Annotated in this window: 11 protein-coding genes and 1 pseudogene; 3 read left to right on the top strand and 9 right to left on the bottom strand. The window is 61.1% G+C overall.

Translation table 11 applies throughout. From position 1 onward, the window contains the following. Positions 1 to 82: 82 nt before the first annotated feature. The 4 genes from fis to prmA all read right to left on the bottom strand — a co-directional run bounded on the left by fis (position 83) and on the right by prmA (position 3,764). Positions 83 to 403, bottom strand: coding sequence for a DNA-binding transcriptional regulator Fis (gene fis / locus VNV36_RS25155; protein WP_002555375.1), 321 nt, complete (start codon positions 401 to 403; stop codon positions 83 to 85). Continuing rightward, positions 400 to 1,410 (bottom strand): tRNA dihydrouridine synthase DusB, encoded by a 1,011-nt coding sequence (dusB, locus tag VNV36_RS25160; protein WP_325721685.1) that lies wholly within the window; start codon positions 1,408 to 1,410, stop codon positions 400 to 402. Before dusB ends, fis begins: the two co-directional genes overlap by 4 nt. A gap of 185 nt (positions 1,411 to 1,595) precedes the next feature. Beyond that, entirely contained in the window at positions 1,596 to 2,855 is a 1,260-nt protein-coding gene (locus VNV36_RS25165; RefSeq protein ID WP_325721687.1) for a DUF3426 domain-containing protein, read from the bottom strand. Between the two features lie 30 nt (positions 2,856 to 2,885). Further along, on the bottom strand, positions 2,886 to 3,764 hold the full coding sequence (gene prmA, locus VNV36_RS25170) for a 50S ribosomal protein L11 methyltransferase (RefSeq protein WP_325721689.1): 879 nt from the start codon (positions 3,762 to 3,764) through the stop codon (positions 2,886 to 2,888). Positions 3,765 to 3,958: 194 nt separating this feature from the next. On the opposite strand from prmA, the gene VNV36_RS25175 reads away from it, so the two are divergent. Next, positions 3,959 to 7,918 carry a type III effector 1 gene (locus tag VNV36_RS25175; RefSeq protein ID WP_325721691.1) on the top strand — a complete coding sequence of 1,320 codons (3,960 nt, stop codon included), beginning with the start codon at positions 3,959 to 3,961 and terminating at the stop codon, positions 7,916 to 7,918. Between the two features lie 63 nt (positions 7,919 to 7,981). Here the strand turns inward: VNV36_RS25175 and accC are convergent, their stop codons facing one another. The 5 genes and pseudogenes from accC to gcbA all read right to left on the bottom strand — a co-directional run bounded on the left by accC (position 7,982) and on the right by gcbA (position 14,202). Further along, positions 7,982 to 9,337, bottom strand: a complete 1,356-nt coding sequence (accC, locus tag VNV36_RS25180; protein ID WP_325721693.1) for an acetyl-CoA carboxylase biotin carboxylase subunit — start codon at positions 9,335 to 9,337, stop codon at positions 7,982 to 7,984. Between the two features lie 17 nt (positions 9,338 to 9,354). Further along, positions 9,355 to 9,813 (bottom strand): acetyl-CoA carboxylase biotin carboxyl carrier protein, encoded by a 459-nt coding sequence (gene accB, locus VNV36_RS25185; RefSeq protein WP_016771862.1) that lies wholly within the window; start codon positions 9,811 to 9,813, stop codon positions 9,355 to 9,357. A 24-nt stretch (positions 9,814 to 9,837) separates the two neighbouring features. Beyond that, complete coding sequence (aroQ, locus tag VNV36_RS25190; RefSeq protein WP_325721696.1) at positions 9,838 to 10,293, bottom strand: type II 3-dehydroquinate dehydratase; 456 nt, start codon at positions 10,291 to 10,293, stop codon at positions 9,838 to 9,840. 240 nt (positions 10,294 to 10,533) lie between these two features. Continuing rightward, a pseudogene (locus VNV36_RS25945) lies at positions 10,534 to 11,070 on the bottom strand (methyl-accepting chemotaxis protein); the annotation flags it as partial. A gap of 1,461 nt (positions 11,071 to 12,531) precedes the next feature. Next, entirely contained in the window at positions 12,532 to 14,202 is a 1,671-nt protein-coding gene (gcbA, locus tag VNV36_RS25200) for a diguanylate cyclase GcbA (RefSeq protein ID WP_325721700.1), read from the bottom strand. A gap of 412 nt (positions 14,203 to 14,614) precedes the next feature. Between gcbA and VNV36_RS25205 the strand changes: the two genes are divergently transcribed. Together VNV36_RS25205 and VNV36_RS25210 are read left to right on the top strand one after the other, a co-directional pair. Then, positions 14,615 to 15,682: a DUF2333 family protein gene (locus tag VNV36_RS25205; RefSeq protein ID WP_325721702.1), complete on the top strand. Its 1,068-nt coding sequence runs from the start codon at positions 14,615 to 14,617 to the stop codon at positions 15,680 to 15,682. Positions 15,683 to 15,685: 3 nt separating this feature from the next. Then, positions 15,686 to 16,243: an NUDIX hydrolase gene (locus VNV36_RS25210; protein ID WP_325721704.1), complete on the top strand. Its 558-nt coding sequence runs from the start codon at positions 15,686 to 15,688 to the stop codon at positions 16,241 to 16,243. The last annotated feature ends 108 nt before the right edge of the window (positions 16,244 to 16,351 follow it).

Genomic DNA, 16,351 nt, shown 5'->3' on the forward strand with positions numbered 1-16,351 from the left:
TCAATTTCCATCAAAAGCAAAGGAAGTCAGCAAAAAAGGCGACCGTTTTTTACGCGGGCGCCTTTCTGGTTTGATTGAATGCTTACAGCAGATCGTACTGCTTGAGTTTCTTGCGCAGGGTGCCGCGGTTCAGTCCCAGCAGCTCACTGGCCTTGGTCTGGTTGCCCTTGACGTAGTTCATCACGCTTTCGAGCAGGGGCGCCTCGACTTCGGACAGCACCAGGTTGTACACATCCGTGACGGACGCGCCCTCAAGGTGGGCGAAATAATTGTGCAGCGCCTTCTCGACACTCCCGCGAAGGGTCTGGCCTTCTTCGCTCGGCGTGTTGAGGTGCTGTTTCAAATTCACGTTGTCGCTCACGGGTGTTGTTCCACTCACTAATGTCTCGGTCATCATCGTCATGCGGCCACCCCTTCTTCGTCCCCTGTCAGGCTCTTGTAACGCTCGGCGAAGAACTCCCGAACGTCGGCGCATTGTGTTTCCGTACCATCCAAACGATTGAAACGGGCGCGAAACTCCCTGGCGCCCGGCAAGGTTGCGAGATACCAGCCCACATGCTTGCGGGCAATGCGCACGCCCATCACATCGCCATAAAAGGCGTGAAGAGCGGCCAGATGCTCCAGCAGGATGCGTTCCACTTCGCTCAATTCCGGCGCGGGCAATTTTTCGCCGGTACGCAGGAAGTGTTCTATCTCGCGAAAAATCCATGGCCGCCCTTGAGCGGCACGGCCTATCAGCAGGCCATCGGCACCGGTCGCGTCGAGCACGTAGCGGGCCTTTTCCGGCGAATCAATATCACCATTGGCAAACACCGGGATCGACACTGCCTGCTTGATCGCGGCAATCGTGTCGTACTCGGCTTCCCCCTTGTACAGATCGGCGCGCGTGCGCCCATGCACGGCCAGCGCAGTGATCCCGGCCTGTTCGGCGATTTTCGCCACGGTCAGGCCGTTCCTGTTCTCGCGATCCCAGCCGGTGCGGATCTTCAGCGTGACCGGCACATCAACCGCCGCCACCACGGCCTGCAGGATCTCGGTCACCAGTGCTTCGTCTTTCAGTAACGCGGAGCCGGCGGCCTTGTTGCAGACCTTCTTTGCCGGACAGCCCATGTTGATATCGATAATCTGTGCGCCCAGCTCGACGTTGGCCCTCGCCGCATCCGCCAGCATCTGTGCGTCGCCACCGGCAATCTGTACCGAGCGCGGCTCGGGATCGCCTTCGTGGATCATGCGCATGCGCGACTTGCGGGTGTTCCACAGGCTCATGTCGCTGGTGACCATTTCCGAGACTACAAGCCCTGCGCCCAAACGCTTGCACAGCTGACGAAAGGGCTGGTCGGTGACCCCCGCCATCGGGGCGAGAATCAAACCGTTCTGCAATGTATATGGGCCGATGCGTACCGCCGACATAGGACTTCCCTGAAGTGGGGCCGGATCATGAGAGTTCGAAAAAGGGTGGGCATGATACCCGCTCTCGATGACTGGATAAAGGCTGAATTGAACAAAATCTGAACAGTTATTCTGTTATCGCCAGCGGTTTGGTTGGCCGCGATCCAGTCAGAAAAATGCCGTCAATCAAGAAACGCTGAGGCTGTTCATTCCGGCGAGTGAAAGTTGAGGCTGTAATTCACGGCTTTCGGCCCCGGGTCGAGAATATCCAGGGCGATGTGGATCGGCGTCTGCGGCGGCATTTCCGCCATGCCTTCAAGATCGCCGCTCAAATACTCGCCGGGTTTGAAGCGACGACTGGCGATCAGGTGGCCATTGAGGTCGGCAAAACGCAGCTCCAGCAACGGAAACGGCTGGGAAAACGTCGCGCGGTTATAAATGATGGCGTCCACCACCAGCGCCCCGCTGAAGTCGGGATGGCTGCGCACCACCAGGTTGCTGCTCTTGATTTTGCCGATGTCGACTTTGGACGGTACCGTGCAGCCGATCTGCGGGCAGACTTGCTGGAACCACGGCCGGTATTGATCCTGCCGCGCCAGTTCCTCGAAGTGGTAGGCGATGTACTGACTGGCCAGACCGGCAGCGGCCAACAGCACCAGCACCAGCCAGATCAGCCGCCGGCCCCAGGGCGAGCGGCGTTGCTGCCAGTCCAGTTGCAGCGGGTCGTCGGTCAGGTCCTGCAGGATCTCGGCGCGTACCCCGGGCTCGGTCCGTTCGCGCTTTTTGCGCGGCGAGGTGATCAGCGGCAAATCGTCGTCATCGCTGTCGTCGCTGGCGGACAAGCGTTCGCGGCGGGCGTTCGGATCGATCGGATCGTGCAGGCGCAGTTGCGGGATCGGCGGCTCGTCATCCAGATCCACCGGCTCAAGCGACAACGAGGGTTCGGTACGCTCGGGTTCGAGGGTTTCAATGTCCTCGATATCGGGTTCGACATCCGGCGCAGCGCTGCGCTGATCGGCAGGCTCGCTGAACAGGCTGTCGGGCCATGCACCTTCCTCCGCTTCCGCGCTGTCGCGCCGCGCACTCAAGGACTCTTCGCGCGTACGCCCGAACTCGGCAACCGGCTGGATTTCGCGCTGTTCGAGGCGGGCGAGTTCTTGATCCAGATCGAGGTTGTCCAGATCCAGCTCCGACGCGCTCCATTGCTTTTGACTGATGGCACGCGGGGCGGGCGTTTCATCGATGATCGGTGCAGCGCTGACGGGTGCCAGTGCTTCAGGCAGGGGCGACGCGGCCGGCGCCACCGTGTCCTTGCCGGCATGTTGCTCGAGCAGCTGCTTGGCAGCATTGAACACTTGCAGGCAGGAGCCGCAACGCACCACGCCGCGCGCCACGCTCAATTGCGCATGGTTGACGCGGAAACTGGTCTGGCAATGCGGGCACTGGGTGACGAAACTGTCGGTCATGCGGCGATCCGGTTCAGGCAAGCGGTCATTCTAGCGCCGACGCCCGGTGATGCGCACCCAGCCATCGCGGTTGGCAATCGGATCGAGGTCAAAGTCCTGCGCGTACGCCGCCGCGACTTCTTCGCCCTGTTCGGCGAGGATGCCCGAGAGCGCCAGGCGTCCACCGGTCCTGACCAGGCTGGACAATTGCGGGGCCAGCGACACCAGCGGGCCGGCGAGGATGTTGGCGACCAGCACATCGGCCTGAACCTGCGGCAGATCCTCGGGCAGGTACAGCGGGAACAGCTCATCGGCAATGTTGTTGCGCCCGGCATTGTCGCGCGACGCTTCCAGCGCCTGCACGTCGATGTCGGTGCCGACTGCTTCTTTGGCGCCGAGCAGCAGCGCGGCAATCGCCAGAATCCCCGAGCCACAGCCGAAGTCGAGCACGTGGCAATCCTTCAGATCCTGACCGTCGAGCCACTCCAGGCATAACGCCGTGGTCGGGTGAGTGCCGGTGCCGAACGCCAGGCCCGGATCCAGCAGCAGATTGACCGCTTCAGGCTCGGGGGCTGCGTGCCAGCTCGGCACGATCCACAGGCGCTGGCCGAACCGCATCGGCTCGAAACCGTCCATCCAGCTGCGTTCCCAGTCCTGGTCTTCGATGACTTCGCTGTGGTGTTCAGGTAGCGGGCTGCCGGTCAGCAGCTCCAGGTGGGCCAGCACGGGCGCGGGTTCGGTGCCGCCTTCGAACAGGGCCAGCAAGTGAGTGTGCGACCACAGCGGCGTGGTGTTGAGTTCCGGTTCGAAGATCGGCTGGTCTTCGGCATCCATGAAAGTCACCGATACGGCGCCCACTTCGAGAAACGCATCCTCGTAGATTTCGGCTTGTTCCGGGGTGATGGCGAGACGAACTTGCAGCCAGGGCATGGCGGGCACCTTTGAAAATCTGTGGGGCAGCCCGAAGCTGCAAAAGCGCGCAGTTTACGCCAGGTCGCCGGCAAAGTGGACACGCCGCTTTGCTGTTACACATTCGCTGTCGCGATATACATATGTATCGCCTCAGCGAACGGGTCGGCCAATAGAGTGAAAGCTCATTTCCAAGCAAGAACGGGCTGGACGATATGGCGGATCAACAAGGGATTGTAGAAGACACACCAACGGCAGCCGCCGCATCCACAGGAACCGCGCAGGAGATTCTGCTGCGAGTCACGCGCTGGCAGGTGTTGATCGACAAGCGCCTGAGCAGCCAGATGAATTTGCTGGAGGCGATGGAGCATTTCGCCTTGACCGAACTGCGCAGTCATTACCCCGACGGCAATATCGATCCGGGCTTTGTGGTTGCCCTGCTCGATACCATTTTGCAAAAGCTCATCGACGGCAAGCCGGTCATGTTCCTGGCGATCCGTGACGCTCCGTACCGGTGGCCGGGAGGCGTCGATCAGGGTTTGCCCGTCAGTCGTCGTGAAACGGTCATCCAGACGGTGGAGGCCGTCGCCACGTACTTTGTCGATCAATACAAGCAATACCTGCGAAGACATTGGCAGACGAAAGGGCAGGAGGCTTTGTTCGATCGCCTGGTCGAACGCAAACTGCAGCGCTACATCGACGACATCGACAAGCTGTTTCAGGCGGATCGGCTGGCAGGCCTGACGCCTGCTCAACTGCGCAGACAAATCGAAAAGATCCAGAATGAGGGCGCCCGCCGGTATCGGCTGACCGCGCTGGCAACCAGTGCAGAGAAAAAAATTCTCGAAGCGCAGTCATTCGCGCAACTGCCGCACTGGTTGCGAGTGCTGAACCAGCCGGATCGCGCCCTTTTGCGCGATTATCAGGAACAGACATCATTGGCCCAGGCTGCACTCGATGATCTGCTGGAAGGCTACGGCTCGTTGCGGGTCTATGCCCGTCAGCAGGCCATTGATTACATCCGGCTCAAGCTCGACATGGAAGTGGAACCGGATCGGATCGACGTACGCCTGCAATGGCGTTCGGCCGTCGGCGAGCCGACGCAGAACCGCAGTCTGAGCGAATTGCTGGCGGCCGGGCCGATCGGTGAGGATTTCGCGGCGGTGCTGGAAGTCAGCCGAGGGCCGTTGCGTAATCAGCCTCTGGAGCCGGCTTTCATTGCGCGGATGCTGGCCGACCATGACTGTCGCGCCGACTACGTGAAAGTGCTCGCCAAACAGTACGAGCGCGATGAGGTGCAAAAGGCGTTGAGTGACTGGTTCTCCGTGCGACTCAGGCAAAGCGCATTCGTTGCGCGTTGCGCAGGCCACATTTCGGTGAGCGACCATGACCGTCTTACGCAGATGTGGGCGGACAATGCCGGGCGAACCGACTTACGGGTCGCCCCTCTGGCGCTCCCCAATGGCATGCAGTGCCTGGATCTGCTGGTGTTCTACCGTGAGGAACCGGTGTCAGCGGTTCGTGACCTGGTGCTGTACGCGCCCAACAAGCCAGACGGCCAGGAGTGGGTGCGGTTGCCTTCGCTGGCGGAACTGAGCGGGGAGGTCTGGGGCTGGACGCAGAGCGAATCCGGTCGCGAGTATCTGTTGCAGCAACTCTCGCCCGTCGCCCACCGTCAGGCGCGTGAATACCTGTTGGCCGTAGCGGCCAGCCCGGCCCTGTGGAACATGAGCAGCGACCTGCGGCGTGCGGCCTTGCCATTTGCGGAATGCGTCGAGGCGGCTGCAAAAATGGGGCTGGCAAAAAATCTCCAGCAGGTCGACGAGGATAACTCGCTGCGCTGGTATTCAACGCTTGCCGTGGATGAGCGTCGCCGAATCAGCAGCCTGAATCAGGAACTGGAGATTCACCAGCAGGTGTTCAACGATCTGTTGGGCGGCTTCGAAGTTTTCGTCGACTTCGCCAGGCGCACGGTTGCCGCAGCGATTGCGCCTTACATGCGCAGCAAGAATGTGCTGGAACCGGTCGACCCGGCCACGGTCATGATCGACTACAGCCCAGGCATCGCCGACCGCAGGAAGCAATCGGTCGCCAGCCTGCTCGACCTCGCAATCTACGGGTACGATGACAACGCTGGCATCGACCATCCGAAAAAAGGCGTGCGCTCCTCCGTTGGCCAGGATTTGAGCCAGGTGCGCAGCGCCGATCTGGCGTTGTACTTGCGCCGGGCCTGGCTGGGAGAAAAATACGCCAACGAAATCCGTGGTACCTATCTCGACTCCCGCGATCCTGCCTACGAGCCGCGTCGATTCGCCTGGCGCAACGTGCTGCTGTCGAAGATGGATCGTGATTTGCGCGTGGCCAGGAGCCAGGCGCGGTTGAGCGACGCGGTGTATTCGGCTCTGGTCCGGCAGGTCTCGTCGTTGAGCCAGTTGCCAGCGCCGGGTGCGCGTTGGTCGGGCGCCAGTGTGGTGGCGCACGACGGGCTGTTCCGGTTCACCGTTCGCGGGCATGTCGTGCTCGGAGTCTACGTTTTTGCCTGTTTCGATCCCGTAGCCTCGTGGTGGCTGTACACACCGGATGCACCCGACCACCTCACATTGCGTCCCTATCAGGCGTTGTCCGCAGACACCGCCGGCGCACTGCATGACTACCTGATGGCGCGTACGGCGGTGGCTGCACGCGACACGGTGTCGCGTTCATTAAGAGCAATAGCGGCGAAGAATCAGCGCGTCGATACGCTGTACGAAGCACAGCGAGTGAGTGACGCCCGCAGTGAGTTCAACGCGTACATCGAGCGCACGGTCACGGATGTGGAGGACATCACCACCAGCCGCGCCGAGATGATCGAAAGGCAAGTGGTCAAAGGGTTGATGTTCGGGGCTGCGCCGTTTTGCATGGTGTTTCCGCCCTTTGCGTTGTTGCTGGATGTGGTGTTCATCGCCGTCAGCGCCGCTCGGGCCATCGACGCCCACCTGGAAGGCGATGTCGATGGCGCCCTTGGCCACTGGCTGGAAGCTTCGTGGGGGGCGCTGTTCGCCATGGCCGGCGGGGCAAGCACCGTCAAGTTGCTTGGGCGCGCGGTCAGAAGTCTGAAGTACACGACGCGGCCGGCGTCATTGTTGGCGCAACGGCTGAAAACCGTGGCGCCGCTGCGCAAGGAAACGCTACCGGCGGTCCGGGAGGTGCGTTTAAACGCCAGACAGGCGGTCGCCAAAACGCCCGAGAATTTGCAGAAAGTCACCGAAGAGGGCGTTTTCTTTGGCACCTGGCGCAGTCCGCCCAGCGCGGCACGGCCTCAGCCGACCTACTACATTCGCAGCAAAGGCAAGTATTACCAGGTCAGGGAAAATCCGCATTTCGGCGGCCTTGGCCTGGTCGATGCGCGTCGCCCCGCCGCCATTTATCAGCGGCCGATACGCCTGACCGCAAGCGGCAAGTGGACGCATGACCGAGTCGGCCTGCGCGGCGGCAATGACCAGGTTCGCAACCTTGGCCGTGTCGATGATCTGCGCAACGCGTTTCCCGACCGTGTCGTGCCCTTGGCCAACCGGGGGGCGATGCAGGGCGAGGCTGTGGTGGCGAGGTTTGTCCCCGGGTGGAAGAACAATTATCTGTTTTCGCTGAATGCGCAGAGTTGCGTCATTGCCTCGTTGTACAACCCGGCAACGAAGGTGGGGGCGGTGATCCATTTCGATCACAACATTCGCGCGTTGATCGAGAGCAATGTCCAGGCTGTGATCACCCGCCTGGGAGGCTCGGCCAAGGATATTCGCGCCACCCTGGTAGGCGGTGACTGGCTGATGTCGGGCCCCGATATCGGTGGGCCGGTCAGAAGCGTGTTGCGCGAGCAGGGGCTGCGGCCGAGTTGGGATTACTGGTCGTATTCATCCTGTCTGGGCAATAACTACGCAGTGGCATTGGATCTGAGGACCGGTGTCTCAACCGTGTTCAAGACTTCCATGCGCCAGGTCGATCAGCTATACGGGCCGGTTTTGAGTCAAGCGGGGAGCACCACCGGTGGGTTAGCGGCTCGCGCGCACGCATTCAAGACGCGGTTTAATCGAAAGCCGTTGCACGAAGATGGTTCGGGTGTGGTAGTTGATCCAGCTGGCCGCCGGGCAACCCCCGAGATGATTCAGGAACAGGCGTTTCCAATAACATCGTTGATCTGAGCATAGACTGCGCGCATAAAAAACCCGATCCGGATGGATCGGGTTCTTCACAGCGCTGCAGTCTTACGACTGCTTGGCCAGCTTGTGCTCGAGGTAGTGAATGTTCACACCCCCTTTGCAGAAGCCTTCATCACGCACCAGATCACGGTGCAGCGGGATGTTGGTCTTGATCCCGTCAACCACGATTTCGTCCAGGGCATTGCGCATGCGTGCCATGGCTTCGTCGCGGGTCGCGCCGTAAGTGATCAGCTTGCCGATCAGCGAGTCGTAGTTCGGTGGCACAGCATAACCGCTGTACAGGTGCGAATCGACGCGAACGCCGTTGCCGCCCGGAGCGTGGAAATGCTTGACCGTACCCGGGCTCGGCATGAAGGTTTTCGGGTCTTCAGCGTTGATCCGGCACTCCAGCGAGTGACCACGGATCACCACATCATCCTGAGTGAACGACAGCTTGTTGCCAGCGGCGATGCTGAGCATCTCCTTGACGATGTCGATACCGGTGACCATCTCCGAAACCGGGTGCTCCACCTGAACACGGGTGTTCATTTCGATGAAGTAGAAACGACCGTTTTCGTAGAGGAACTCGAAAGTACCGGCGCCACGGTAACCGATGTCGATGCACGCCTTGACGCAGCGAGCCAGCACTTCCTGACGCGCCTGCTCGTCGATGCCCGGCGCCGGCGCTTCTTCGAGAACCTTCTGGTGGCGACGCTGCAACGAGCAGTCGCGGTCGCCCAGATGGATGGCGTGGCCCTGGCCGTCGGACAGTACCTGCACTTCGACGTGACGCGGGTTGGTGAGGAATTTTTCCAGATAGACCATCGGGTTGCCAAACGCCGCGCCTGCTTCGGAGCGGGTCAGTTTTGCCGAGGCGATCAGGTCTTCTTCCTTGTGCACCACGCGCATGCCGCGACCACCACCGCCACCGGCGGCCTTGATGATCACCGGATAGCCGACTTCACGACCGATGCGCAGCGCCGTTTCTTCGTCTTCCGGCAGCGGGCCGTCGGAGCCTGGAACAGTCGGCACGCCTGCTTCGATCATCGCGTGCTTGGCCGAGACCTTGTCGCCCATCAGGCGAATGGTTTCGGCTTTCGGGCCGATGAAGGCGAAGCCGGAGTTCTCGACCTGCTCGGCAAAATCGGCGTTTTCCGCGAGGAAACCGTAGCCTGGGTGAATGGCGGTAGCGCCGGTCACTTCAGCGGCAGCGATAATGGCCGGGATGTGCAGGTAAGACTGCGCGGCGGACGCCGGGCCGATGCAGACGGATTCGTCTGCCAGACCCAGGTGCATCAGCTCTTTGTCGGCCTTGGAGTAAACGGCGACGGTCTTGATGCCCATCTCTTTGCAGGCACGCAGAATCCGCAGGGCGATCTCACCGCGGTTAGCGATCAGAACTTTTTCCAACTTCGCAGTCATCAAAGGCTCTCCGCGGTTCAAACGATGGTGAACAGCGGTTGGTCGTACTCAACCGGCTGGCCGTCTTCGACGAGGATGGATTCGATCACACCGCTGGTTTCAGCTTCGATGTGGTTCATCATCTTCATGGCTTCGACGATGCACAGGGTGTCGCCTTTCTTCACGGTCTGGCCGACTTCAACGAAGGCCGGCGAGGTTGGCGAGGACTTGCGATAGAAGGTGCCGACCATCGGCGACCGGGCAACGGTGCCGTTCAGTGCCGGGGCAGCTGCGGCAGCCGGTGCAGCGGCAGCCACTGGAGCGGCAGCAGGCGCAGCGGCCGGAGCCTGCATCGGCGCCGGCGCATAGTACTGCTGCGCCGGGGTCTTGCTGTGGCGGCTGATGCGTACGGACTCTTCGCCTTCCTTGATCTCGAGCTCGTCGATGCCGGACTCTTCCAGCAATTCGATCAGTTTCTTAACTTTACGGATATCCATGAATCATCAACTCCCAAGGGTCGGTCAGGGGCGTATAGCTTGGTGTTCAAGCTGCTCTAGTGCGGCCTCCAGGGCCAGTCGGTAACCGCTGGCGCCAAGGCCGCAGATCACTCCCACCGCTACATCGGAGAAGTAGGAGTGATGGCGGAAAGGTTCGCGCTTGTGCACGTTGGACAAATGCACTTCGATGAATGGGATGCTCACTCCCAGCAGCGCGTCACGTAATGCGACACTTGTGTGCGTAAAAGCCGCCGGATTGATCAGAATGAAGTCCACGCCTTCATCGCGCGCAGCGTGGATGCGATCGATCAATTCATACTCGGCGTTGCTTTGCAGGTGCAGCAGATGGTGGCCGGCTTCACGGGCGCGCTGCTCCAGATCCTGATTGATCTGCGCCAGGGTCGTCGACCCATAGGTTCCCGGTTCGCGGGTGCCGAGCAGGTTCAGGTTGGGGCCGTGCAGCACCAGTAAGGTTGCCATCTGCGTTGTCCTTGTTATCAATGAGCAGTCGTCAGAACCCGGCGACTATGCCGCAAAGCCTTTGTGACTGTCCAGTTCCATGCAATAGGCGGCACGATGGGCGATGTTTGCGCGAGATATGTGACCGGGTCATCAGATTCAGTCACTCTCGGTGTAGGAGCTGCCGAAGGCTGCGATCTTTTGATCTTGCAAGGAAAAGCCAAAAGATCGCAGCCTTCGGCAGCTCCTACAGGGGGGGCGTCAGACCCGAAAGGCTTGAACGGCCGTATGCAGCTGGCCGCCGAGCACCAACAGATTCTCGCCCTGCTCGCGCCCCTGGCCGATGCGCAGCAGGTTATCCCCGCCCAATTGATGAATGCGCTCGCTGTGATCGCGGATCTCACTGACCGCGCCACTTTGCTGCGCCGTGACGTCGGCAATCCGCACGGCCGTGTCGGCAATGGTCTGGATGGCGCCAACGATTTTATCCAGTGCGCCATCCGCCGCCTGCGCCTGGCTGGCGGTGGCTTCGGCGTGTTCGACCTGGGCGCGCATGCCTTCGACCGATTGCCGGGCCGCGGTCTGCAGGCCGGCGATCAGCGTCTGGATTTCTGCCGTCGCCCCGGCGGTGCGTTGGGCCAGCGAACGCACTTCTTCTGCCACTACGGCAAAACCGCGCCCCATCTCGCCGGCACGAGCTGCTTCGATCGCGGCGTTCAACGCCAGCAAGTTGGTCTGGTCGGCAATCGAGCGAATCACCGTCAGCACACCGCCGATGGTGGCGGACTCCTCGGCCAGATGCTCGATCATCTGCGCATTGCCCTGAACTTCACCGACCAAGGCGTGCAGCCCTGTGAGGCTCTGGCCGATCACGGTCTGCCCGTGTTCCACCGCCAGACCGGCATGACGGCTGGCGTCGGCAGCCTGACGGGCATCGCCGGCGACTTGTTGAATGGTCGCCTCCAGTTCGCCGAGCGAGTCGCGGATCAGCGCGGTATCGCCGGCCTGATGTTCGGCGCCGTTGTGCAGGTCATTGCTCAGCTCGGCGAGGGTACGGCTGCTACCCGCCACTTGCTCGGCGTTGCCGCGAATCGTGCCGACCAGGTCCACCAGATAGGCGCGCAAGCGATTGAGCGAGGCCTCGATGTCGTGCAGTTCGCGGTTGGTCTTGCCCAATTGAATATCGCGACTGAAGTCGCCTTCGGCCCAGGTCGACAGTGCCGGGACGAGGTTAGTCAGAGTTCGGGCCAGGCGCCGCTGCAACGTGTCGATGAGCAAGGCGATCAGCAGGATCAGGCCGATCATAACGCCCTGCATCAGACGCACTTCGCCCTGAATCTGCCCGTGTTGCGCGCGCACTACCGGTTCCAGGCCGGCGATGGCGTGTTGCACGGTGGCGATTTTTTCGTGGGTGGCGGCGCTGAGGTCGGCGCGTTTCTGGATCTGTTCGCGGGTGCGCGCCAGTTCCGCCGGATAGCGGCCGAGCAAGCTGTTCAATTCCCGCTTGAGGCCGACACCGGCATCCTCGGCGGCGGCTTTGTCGGTGTTTTCGATGCCCATCAGCGCGGCGAAATCGTCGCTGCTCGATGCATTGCTGGCGACGACGCCGAGCAGGGGCAGGGCATCGATGACCTGGGCCTGGGCGCGCATGTTGCTCACTTCGCGCTCGACATCGGCGGCCAGTTCACTGCGCCCGCTGCTGACCAGTTTGTCGCGGGCCAGCGACAGTTTGCCCAGATGCTGCGAGGCGGCGAGCAGCGGCGACAGCCAGGCCGCGTTGCCATTGGCGTAGGTGTTGAGTTGGTCGAGACTGGCGCTCAGTTCCCGCTCGGCCTGCAGCAGCAAGGCCTGCGGATCGCCGGCCAGTTTGCCGGCGGCAAGCAGGTCGGTTTTGCTGAATTCTTCAAGCCCTGAAAGGCTTGGCCGCACGGTGTCGGCCAGGGCCGGGGGCAGTTCACTCAGTTGTTTGTGCACGCTCTCGATGGCTTGTGCGGCACTGCTCAGGCGCAGTGCATCGCCGCTGGCCAGGTAATCGTCGACGTTGCGCGCCACTTCATTCTGGAATTGCTGCGACAGCCCCAGATAACGCTCCATCAACAGATAGGGGCGTTCAAGCGCTTTTTGCGACCACCACAGCGTGGCGCCAAGGGCCACGCATACGGCGACCAGCAGCAGAGTGTTGAGATTGGTGAGCAACTTCAGGCGCATGACGGCTACCAACGACAGAAATGGTAAGCGCCTGAATTTATTGCGGTTCTATTACAGGGTTATGACCGAATCAGTGGATTGCGATGAAAAAGTGGCACTTTGCTTTGAGTGTCTCGCGATCTGTACCCGGTTGCGTCCGGCACCCTTGGCCCGGTACAGCGCCTCGTCGGCCTGGCTGGCCATCATCAGGCTGTCAGAGTCGTCGCTCATTTCCACCACCCCGGCACTGAAGGTGCACCACAGATCCTGCGGCTGTGCCGGGTAATGGATTTCGGCGAAGCGCTGGCGAATCTCGTCGAGCACTTTATGCGCCGCGTCGATATCGGTGTCGGGCATGACGATGGCGAATTCTTCGCCGCCGTAACGGCCAATGAAATCGGTCTTGCGCAAACGCTGCTTGAGAAACAGCGCAAGGCTCTTGATCACCCTGTCGCCCATCGGGTGGCCGTGGCTGTCGTTGACCCGCTTGAAGTGATCGATGTCGAGCATGGCAAAGCTCAGCGGCTTGTTCTCGCGGCGGGCGCGGAACGAGCAGTCTTCCAGCAATTGCAGGATGTGCGTGTGGTTGTACAGCCCGGTCAGGCTGTCGCGCACCATCCGTGCCTTGAGATTACGCGCCCGCGCAGCCCGGTTGCGCACGGTAGTGATCAGGTGCCGCGGCTTGATCGGCTTGGTCAGGAAGTCATCGCCGCCCTCGCTCATGGCGTCGAGCTGCTTGTCCAGATCGTCTTCGGCCGACAGGTAAATGATCGGCACGCTGACGTAGCGGTCGTTGTGGCGGATCACTTTGGCCAGCTCGGTGCCGGTGCAGGCCGGCATGTACATGTCGAGGATGATCAGATCCGGCTGGAAATCCGCCAGCTCGGCCATCGCCTGGATGGGTTCGATCAAGGTGCGGGTGACGATGCCGGCGCTGTTGAGCAGGCGCTCGGTGTGCAAGGCCTGGGCGCGCGAGTCGTCAATGATCAGCACTTTATAAGGTTCGTACTGGGCGGCGCAGGTCAGTACTTCGATCTTCTCCAGCAGGCTCGACGCTTCGAGGGTGCCGGTGAGAAATTCCTGGCCGCCGGCACGCACCGCGGCCAGGCGGGTCGGCGTGTCGGTTTCGTGCAGGCTGAAGAACAGCAGCGGCAGTGGTTCTTCGAGGCCGACCTGCGCTTCGGCAGCGAGTTTGAGGCCTACGCCAGGACCACTGAAATCCACGTCCATGACGATCGCGGCGGGCAAGCGCTCGATCATCGACGAGCGAAACGCTGCGACACTGTCGAGCGCCTGTGCACTGAGGCCGAAGAATTCCAACTGCTTGGCCAGACGTTCGGCACGGTCGTAGTCCTGCAACAGCACGTAGATGGGTTTGCGCAGCGGCGGCAGGAAGGTCTGGTCGAGTTGATCACCATGGCGCAGGCCGGTGCGCGACAGGCGCTGCATCAAACGGTTGAGCTCGGTGATCAGGCCGCTGCTTAGGCGCCCGCGGTTGGCGTCCACCGCCTGCAACGACTGACTGATGTGGTGCGCCAGCTGGGTGTGTTCCGGCTGCTCGAAACGCTCGGCAAACCGCAGCAGGCGCAGATTCGCCTCACTCAGTTCGGCGAGATCGACAGTGGACCACTCACTGCGTTGCAGGCGCTGCCATATCTCAAGAATCTGACGTGCCTGATGAATTACCCGCTGGGCAAAGTGTTGCTTGAGACGCTCACGGCTGGGGTCTTCTGGCTCGGTCATATCCTGACTACTAGTTAGGGTGCATGCTGAGATCGACTGGTGGCTCTATGCTAGCACCTCTTTTCCCTTAGACGAGTGTCGTACGTCAATAATCTGCTGGACGACACCATTCAGTTTCTGACTGCGTGGTTTTGGTTTGCCTATTTGTGTCGTCCGGATGCCCGGATCATGCAGGATTGCACCGAAGCGCAGGGCAGAATCGCCGGCGGTTTTCAGTCGGTCTGTGCATGGAACCCAGCTCGTGTTCACCGTTTGCCAACGCTGTCGGTATCAGGGAATCCCCTACTGCCCGCAAAACGTCATCGGCCCTTGCGATTTGCGGCTTATCTTTACCGGCGGGTGCCCGCCCAAGGCACGTTGTTGTATGGTTGTGGTCGAACCGTTGAACCCAAGTGATTGAAAGGATATCGCCATGCTGGACTGGAAAAACCGCGCGGGCAGCGCGCCTGAACGTGCCGCCGAGCCCAAGTCGGCCACCCGCAGCTATGTCGGCGGGCTATTTTTCAGCCGGGCGCTGGCCACAGTGGTCGGTCTTTACTTGCTGGTCACCATTGCCCTGGGCTGGTACTGGAGTCAGGAGCCGGAGCTGTTTCCAGTGGCGCAAAATGCGCAAGTGGCGGCCGAGAAAGAAGGCAAGCAGATGGTGGTCGGCTACACCACCGTGGAAACCCTGAAAACCGTTGCCGGTACCCTGCTGAACAAGCCGGGCGGCTATATTTCCAACGATCGTTTCCCGCCGGGCCTATGGATGGACAATATGCCGAGCTGGGAATACGGCGTGCTGGTGCAGGTGCGTGACCTGACTCGCGCGCTGCGCAAAGACTTCGCCCGTTCGCAATCGCAGTCGGCCGAAGACGCCGATCTGGCCAAGGCCGAACCGCGCTTCAACTTTGACAACAAGAGCTGGGTACTGCCGTCCAGCGAGTCGGAATACCAGGAAGGCATCAATTCCCTGAGCCGTTATCAGGCGCGCCTGTCGGATCCCAATCAGAAAAACGCGCTGTTCTATGCCCGCGCCGACAACCTCAACAACTGGCTGGGCGACGTCGGCACCCGTCTCGGTTCGTTGTCGCAGCGCCTGTCGGCCAGTGTCGGGCGGGTCAAGCTCAATACCGCGCTGAAAACCGAAGTCCCGGCGGTCGGCGAAGTGCCGCAGGTTGACGAAGAAGTGGTTGAAACCCCGTGGATGCAAATCGACAACGTGTTCTACGAAGCACGCGGTCAGGCCTGGGCGCTGTCGCACCTGTTGCGCGCCATTGAAGTCGACTTCGCCGATGTGCTGGCGAAGAAGAACGCCACCGTCAGCGTGCGGCAGATCATCCGTGAACTGGAGGCCTCGCAAGAGCCGGTATGGAGCCCGATGATCCTCAACGGCAGCGGTTTCGGCGTATTGGCCAACCACTCACTGGTGATGGCCAACTATATTTCCCGGGCCAACGCCGCAGTGATCGATTTGCGCCAACTGCTCAATCAGGGCTGATTCATGAGTCAAAACGCCAAAGAGGCGGCACATCGCGCTGCTTCAGACGCTGAACAGATCGCCTGGGTCGACGAGCACGACAACCTGCTCGGCGCCCTGGTGCGTTCCGATTTGCGCGAACGCGGGCTGATCGGTCGTGGCACCTACATCATGCTGTTCAATTCCGCCGGTGAGTTGTGCGTGCACCGGCGCACGTTGAGCAAGGCGATTTATCCCGGTTACTGGGATGTCGCCGCAGGCGGCATGGTCCAGGCCGACGAAAGCTACGCCGAGTCGGCGGCGCGCGAGCTGGAAGAGGAATTGGGCGTCAGCGGCGTCGAGCTCACCGCTCACGACCACTTCTTCTTCGAAGACGTCGATAACCGTCTCTGGTGTTCGGCGTTTTCTGCCGTGTGGGACGGGCCGCTGAAACTGCAGCCGGAAGAAGTCCTCGAAGCGCGATTCATGCCGATTGAACAAGTCATGCAGGAAATCACGCAAAAGCCTTATTGCCCGGACTCTCTGGCCGCGTTGCAGCGCTATCTCAAGGCCCGGCAAAGCGACGTCGCAAAGAACACATGAATTGGCGCCGATTGGCACTTAGCAAGCGGGATTTTTGCCGTTACACTGCGCGACCTTTTCAAGCTGTACCGGATAGCTTGAAGTTGGCCTGCAGCTTTACTGTAGGAG

Origin of the sequence: Pseudomonas sp., from assembly GCF_035554175.1 — a bacterium.
Classification (GTDB): Bacteria; Pseudomonadota; Gammaproteobacteria; order Pseudomonadales; family Pseudomonadaceae; genus Aquipseudomonas.